The 6,259-nt window shown below is 72.3% G+C and carries 4 protein-coding genes; 3 read left to right on the forward strand and 1 reads right to left on the reverse strand.

Going from position 1 to position 6,259, the window contains the following annotated elements:
• The first annotated feature begins 76 nt into the window (after positions 1-76).
• Both HYE82_RS33080 and hflX read left to right on the forward strand, forming a co-directional pair.
• Positions 77-1,522 (forward strand): M1 family metallopeptidase, encoded by a 1,446-nt coding sequence (locus tag HYE82_RS33080; RefSeq protein ID WP_179177906.1) that lies wholly within the window; start codon positions 77-79, stop codon positions 1,520-1,522.
• A 206-nt stretch (positions 1,523-1,728) separates the two neighbouring features.
• A complete protein-coding gene (hflX, locus tag HYE82_RS33085; protein ID WP_179177907.1) occupies positions 1,729-3,237 on the forward strand; it encodes a GTPase HflX in 1,509 nt (502 codons plus the stop codon).
• 159 nt (positions 3,238-3,396) lie between these two features.
• On the opposite strand, the gene HYE82_RS33090 is transcribed toward hflX, so the two are convergent.
• Complete coding sequence (locus tag HYE82_RS33090; protein WP_179177908.1) at positions 3,397-4,572, reverse strand: serine protease; 1,176 nt, start codon at positions 4,570-4,572, stop codon at positions 3,397-3,399.
• A gap of 427 nt (positions 4,573-4,999) precedes the next feature.
• Here HYE82_RS33090 and HYE82_RS33095 point away from each other — a divergent pair, with 427 nt between their 5' ends.
• Positions 5,000-6,250, forward strand: coding sequence for a diaminobutyrate--2-oxoglutarate transaminase family protein (locus tag HYE82_RS33095; RefSeq protein WP_309144532.1), 1,251 nt, complete (start codon positions 5,000-5,002; stop codon positions 6,248-6,250).
• Positions 6,251-6,259: the final 9 nt, after the last annotated feature.

The raw sequence follows: 6,259 nt of genomic DNA on the forward strand, positions 1-6,259 counted from the left end.
GCCGGAAGGTCCCGTTCGGGTGGACCCGCCGCGCGCCGTACTTCGCCACACGGCGGCCGCTGGTATGCGGTGGGGGATGCAGCTCACCTCCCCGCGCCTGCGCGCCGCCCTGCTCGCCGCGGCCTCCCTCACCCTCACCGCCGCCGCGCTGCCCCCTCCGACGCCGCTGGGCATCGGTGACACGCTCTTCCCCCAGCTGGGCAACCCCGGGTACGACGTCCTCGCGTACGACCTGTCCCTCACCTACAGGGACAACACGAGCCCCCTCGACGCGGTCACCCGGATCGACGCACGCGCCAAGGAGCCGCTGGAGCGGATCAACCTCGACTTCACCCACGGCACCGTCGCCTCAGCACAGGTCAACGGGGCACCGGCGCGCTTCGAGAGCGCCGGGGAGGACCTCGTGCTCACCCCCGTGAGCCCGGTGGTCCCGGGCAGCCCCCTGCACATCACGATCAAGCACACCAGCGATCCGCGCGGCATCGCCGACGGAGGCTGGGTGCCCACCGAGGACGGCCTCGCCATGGCCAACCAGGCCGACGCCGCCCACCGCGTCTTCCCGTGCAACGACCACCCCGCCGACAAGGCGTACTTCACCTTCCGGATCACCACCCCGGCCGGGCTGACGGCCGTCGCCAACGGCCTGCCGGGCGCCCTCCCGGCCCGCACCGCGACGGGCGCGACCACATGGACTTACCGCACCCTGCACCCCATGGCCACCGAGCTCGCCCAGGTCTCCATCGGCGACTCGGCCGTCGTCGGGCGCACCGGACCGCACGGACTGCCCCTGCGCGACGTCGTCCCGGCCGCAGACCGCGAGCGGCTGGAACCCTGGCTGAAGAAGACCCCGGGACACATCGAGTGGATGGAGCAGCGGGTCGGACGCTACCCGTTCGAGACCTACGGGGTGCTGATCGCCAAGGCCAGGACCGGCTTCGAGCTGGAGACGCAGACCCTCTCGCTCTTCGAGAGCGGCCTCTTCTCCGGCGAGGGCTACCCCGAGTGGTACGTCGAGGCCGTCATGGTCCACGAGCTCGCCCACCAGTGGTTCGGCAACAGCGTCGCCCCGCGCACCTGGTCCGACCTGTGGCTCAACGAGGGACACGCCACCTGGTACGAGGCCCTGTACGCCGACGGCCTCGGCACGTACTCCCTGGAACGGCGCATGCGCGAGGCGTACCAGCGCTCCGATCAGTGGCGTGCCGCCGGCGGCCCCCCGGCGGCGCCGAAACCGGCCGCCCCCGGCGAGAAGATCGGCCTCTTCCGGCCCGTGGTCTACGACGGGGCCGCCCTGATCCTGTACGCGCTGCGGCAGGAGATCGGCGCCGCCGCCTTCGACCGGCTGCAGCGGCGCTGGGTCACCGAGCACCGGGACTCCGTCGCCGGCACCCAGGACTTCGTCCGCATGGCCTCCGACGTGGCCGGACGGGATCTGAAAGCCTTCCTGGAGCCATGGCTGTACGGAAAGACGACCCCGGCGATGCCCGGACACCCGGAATGGAACGGCGCGAAAAGCGTGTGACCCGGCGGGAACGGGCATGTCACCATCGACAGGGCCGCTCGCCGGAGGGAATCTTCCGGTGGCCTGACCCGTTGACCATGACAGTACTGTGTCGCCTGTGGCATACGCAGTCAGCGGAGCTGCGGCCCGGGAGTGATGTCCCCGGCCGCGCACTGAGGGCCGAGGCCACCCGATGCGGGCCGATTCGACACCGACGTAAGGATCCCATGACCTCCTCTTCTTCCCCTTCCCAGGACGCGCGGGGCGCACAGGACGACGTGCGCGCCTCGCAGAGCTTCACCGAGAGCCTTCGGGCCGACGCCCTGATGGAAGAGGACGTCGCCTGGAGCCACGAGATCGACGGAGACCGCGACGGCGACCAGTTCGACCGCTCCGAGCGTGCCGCGCTGCGCCGCGTCGCCGGTCTCTCAACCGAACTCGAAGACGTCACCGAGGTCGAGTACCGACAGCTGCGCCTGGAGCGCGTCGTGCTCGTCGGCGTGTGGACCTCCGGCACGGTGCAGGACGCCGAGAACTCCCTCGCGGAGCTCGCCGCCCTCGCCGAGACCGCCGGCGCCCTCGTGCTCGACGGCGTGATCCAGCGCCGCGACAAGCCGGACCCGGCCACCTTCATCGGCTCGGGCAAGGCCCAGGAGCTGCGCGACATCGTGCTGGAGAGCGGTGCCGACACCGTCGTCTGCGACGGTGAACTCAGCCCCGGCCAGCTCATCGCCCTCGAAGACGTCGTCAAGGTCAAGGTCGTCGACCGGACCGCCCTGATCCTCGACATCTTCGCCCAGCACGCCAAGTCCCGAGAGGGCAAGGCGCAGGTCGCCCTCGCGCAGATGCAGTACATGCTTCCGCGCCTGCGCGGCTGGGGCCAGTCGCTGTCCCGCCAGATGGGCGGCGGCGGCGGTGGCGGCATGGCCACCCGCGGCCCCGGTGAGACCAAGATCGAGACGGACCGGCGCCGGATCCGCGAGAAGATGGCGAAGATGCGCCGGGAGATCGCGGAGATGAAGACCGGCCGCGACATCAAGCGCCAGGAGCGGCGCCGCAACAAGGTGCCCTCCGTCGCCATCGCCGGCTACACCAACGCCGGCAAGTCCTCGCTGCTCAACCGCCTCACCGGCGCGGGCGTGCTCGTCGAGAACGCCCTCTTCGCCACCCTCGACCCGACCGTGCGCCGGGCCGAGACGCCGAGCGGCCGGGTCTACACCCTGGCCGACACGGTCGGCTTCGTCCGGCACCTGCCCCACCACCTCGTCGAGGCGTTCCGCTCCACGATGGAGGAGGTCGGCGACTCCGACCTCATCCTGCACATCGTCGACGGCTCGCACCCGGCCCCGGAGGAGCAGCTGGCGGCCGTACGCGAGGTCATCCGCGAGGTCGGCGCCACCGACGTGCCCGAGATCGTGGTGGTCAACAAGGCCGACGCCGCTGACCCGCTGGTCCTGCAGCGGCTGCTGCGCATCGAGCGGCACTCCATCGCCGTCTCGGCCCGCACCGGGCACGGCATCGACGAGCTCCTGCGGCTCATCGACGCCGAACTGCCGCGGCCCGCGGTCGAGGTGGAGGCCCTGGTGCCGTACACCCACGGCTCGCTGATCGCCAAGGCACACGCCGAGGGCGAGGTGATCTCCGAGGAGCACACCCCGGAGGGCACCCTCATCAAGGCACGCGTCCACGCGGAACTGGCGGCGGAGCTGTCCCCGTTCGTCCCCGCGAGCCGGTGACCGGCGCGCATACCCACGCGCACACGCACGCGCACGCCCCCGCCCATGGGCACGCGCACCGAGGACGGACCGAGGCCCCCTGCACGATCGTCGTGATCGTCGTGCAGGGGGCCTCGGCCGTGACTCCGGCGTCCCGTCACCGGGACGCCGGGCTCACGCTCACTTGAACTTGGCGCTCACCGCGTCGAAGATCCCCTTGGCCTCGGGGCCGAGCCGCGGCCCGGCCAGCCAGCCCGCCTTGGCCGGCCCGATCGAGGTGTTGGAGATCAGCACCGGCTTGCCGTCGCTGCCCGCCGCGATCCAGCCGCCGCCGGAGGAACCGCCCGTCATCGTGCAGCCGATGCGGTACATCACCGGGTCGTTCGCCTTCAGCGACAGCCGGCCCGGCTTGTCCGTGCACTGGTAGGCCTTCTGCCCGTCGAACGGGGCCGCCGCCGGGTAGCCCGTCGCCGTCATGCCCGCCACCTTCGGCACCGCCGGGGCATTGAACTCCACCGGGAGCGCCCCACCGACCGTCTCCTCAAGCGACTTGCCCGAGCCCTTCTCCGGGGCGACGTGCAGCACCGCGAAGTCGTACGGAGCACCCGCACCGCCCGTCGGACCGCCCTGCGCGATCCACTGGTCCGAGGTCTGCGCCCAATCGCTCCACCACACGCCGTACGGGGCGACCTCCTGCCGCGGCGCGCCCTTGAGCTGCGCCGAGGGCTTGCCCGCGTTGTTGTACGAGGGGACGAAGGCGATGTTGCGGTACCAGCCGCCCGCCTTGCCCGCGTGCACGCAGTGGCCCGCCGTCCACACCATGTTCGACTTGCCCGGGTGGGCCGGGTCCTTGACCACGGTCGCCGAGCACACCATGGAACCCTCGGGGCCGTCGAAGAAGACCTTGCCGGAATACGGGACGCTCGAGTGGTACGGCGTGGCGGCCGGCTTCGCCGCCACCGGGGCCGGGGTGGGATCGGTGACGCCCTGGTCCTTGCCGGCGTCCGGGTCGATGGCCGGCGGCTGCGGGGTCTTGGCGGCCTCACGCATACGGTCCGGATCCCACAGGCCCTCGATGACCGGGTTGATGTAGTCGCCCGCCTCGCGCAGCCAGTCGTCCTTGTTCCAGTTCTTCCACTCACCTCCCCGCCACTTCTCCAGGTCTATGCCGTGCTGCTTCAGCTTGTCCTTGAGCTGGTCGGGGATCTTGATCCCGTCCGTTCCTGGCGGGACGTTCGCCGCCACGGTCGGCTTGGCGTCTCCGCCGGCCTCACCGTCGCCGGGTCCGCAGGCGGCGGCGGTCATCGCAAGTGCCGCCGCGCACAGAATCGCGGTGACCGGTCGGTTCGGTCGCATGTCGTCAATCCCCCTGGTGGTTCCGGGCGTGGGCGGCGGCCGCGATGGGGTGCGGGCCGCCGAAAGTGCAGCACCCCACTATGCCGCTGCTGTTGGGGACGGCACAGGCCGGGCCCGCGGTTCCCGGGACTGCCCGTCCGGCACCGCACACAGCGCACGGCGCACAGCAAGGATCTTGAACCCGCCCGTGTTCAGCCGCCGCCACCGTCGTTGGTACGTACGGGGGATGGGGCGCCGCGTTCCTGTTCGAGGCGCAACCGGCAGAGCAGTCCGTGCGGGAGGTCCGACACTCGTGGCGTTGACCGAGCATGACGTGGCGTCGCAGGGCCCGGCGCAGGGGAGCAGGGCGGCACCGGGGCACGGGGCAGCAGGGAACAGCGGTACGGGGAGCGGTGCGACGGGTGACGGTGCGGAGGCGGCGGAGGGCATCCTGCGGCGCCAGGCGGTGCGGGAGTCGGCCGTTCGCACGTACGCGCACTCCCTGCCGGTCGTCCCGGTCCGCGCCCGCGGCCTCACCATCGAGGGCGCCGACGGCCGCCGCTACCTCGACTGCCTCTCCGGCGCGGGCCGCCTGGCCCTGGGCCACAACCATCCCGTGGTGCTCGAAGCCATCCGCAGCGTCCTCGACTCCGGTGCCCCCCTGCACATCCTGGACCTGGCATCCCCGGTCAAGGACGCCTTCACCACCGAGCTGTTCGCCAACCTGCCATCCGAGTTGGCCGCAGACGCCCGCATCCAGTTCTGCGGGCCCACCGCCGCGGACGCCGTCGAGGCCGCGGTCAAGCTGGTCCGCGCCGCGACCGGGCGCTCCCGGCTGCTCGCGTTCACCGGCGCCGACCACGACGTGGTCCTCGACGTACGGGTGACCCGGCTTCCGTATCCGCACGACCTCCGCTGGCCGTTCGGCGTCGGAGGCGGCGAGGGAGCCCGGCTCGGGGCGCGCTGGACCGAGAGCCTCCTGGACGATCCGAAAGGCGGGGTTCCGGCCCCGGCCGGGATGCTCGTCGAGCCGGTACAGGGCGAGGGCGGGGTCCTGCCGGCGCCGGACCCCTGGCTGCGCCGGTTGCGCGAGATCACCGAGGCGCGCGGGATCCCGCTGATCGCGGACGAGGTGCAGACCGGTGTCGGCCGGACCGGTGCCTTCTGGGGCGTCGACCACGCGGGGGTGGTCCCGGATGTGATGGTCATGTCCAAGGCGATCGGCGGCAGCCTCCCGTTGGCGGTGCTCGTCTACCGCTCCGGCCTGGACGTCTGGACCCCCGGTGCCCAATCCGGCACCTTCCGCGGCAATCAGCTGGCCATGGCCGCCGGCACCGCCACCCTCGCCTTCGTACGGCAGAACCGCCTGGCCGAGCGCGCCGGAGCCCTGGGCGTGCGGATGCTCACCGCCCTGGGCGGCCTGGCGGGGGACCACCCCTGCATCGGGGACGTCCGCGGCCGCGGCCTGATGATCGGCGTCGAACTGGTCGACCCCGCAACCCGGGCCGCTGCCCCCGACCTCGCCGCAGCCGTCCGGCAGGAGTGCCTCAGGCGGGGCCTGATCGTCGACCTCGGCGGCCGCCACTCCAGCGTCGTCCGGCTCCTGCCCCCGCTGACCCTCACCGACGAGCAGGCCGGGGCCGTCCTCGACCGCCTCGCCGACGCCATCCCCGCCGCCGCGGCCCGCCGCCCCCACTGACCACCCGAG

It is taken from the genome of Streptomyces sp. BR123 (assembly GCF_013401435.1).
Classification (GTDB): Bacteria; Actinomycetota; Actinomycetes; order Streptomycetales; family Streptomycetaceae; genus Streptomyces.

What these genes read in the sequence shown, in the direction of transcription:
- HYE82_RS33080 (WP_179177906.1), top strand. Translation starts at nt 77, where the DNA reads ATGCAGCTCACCTCCCCGCGCCTGCGCGCCGCCCTGCTCGCCGCGGCC.
- hflX (WP_179177907.1), top strand. Translation starts at nt 1,729, where the DNA reads ATGACCTCCTCTTCTTCCCCTTCCCAGGACGCGCGGGGCGCACAGGAC.
- HYE82_RS33090 (WP_179177908.1), bottom strand. Translation starts at nt 4,572, where the DNA reads ATGCGACCGAACCGACCGGTCACCGCGATTCTGTGCGCGGCGGCACTT.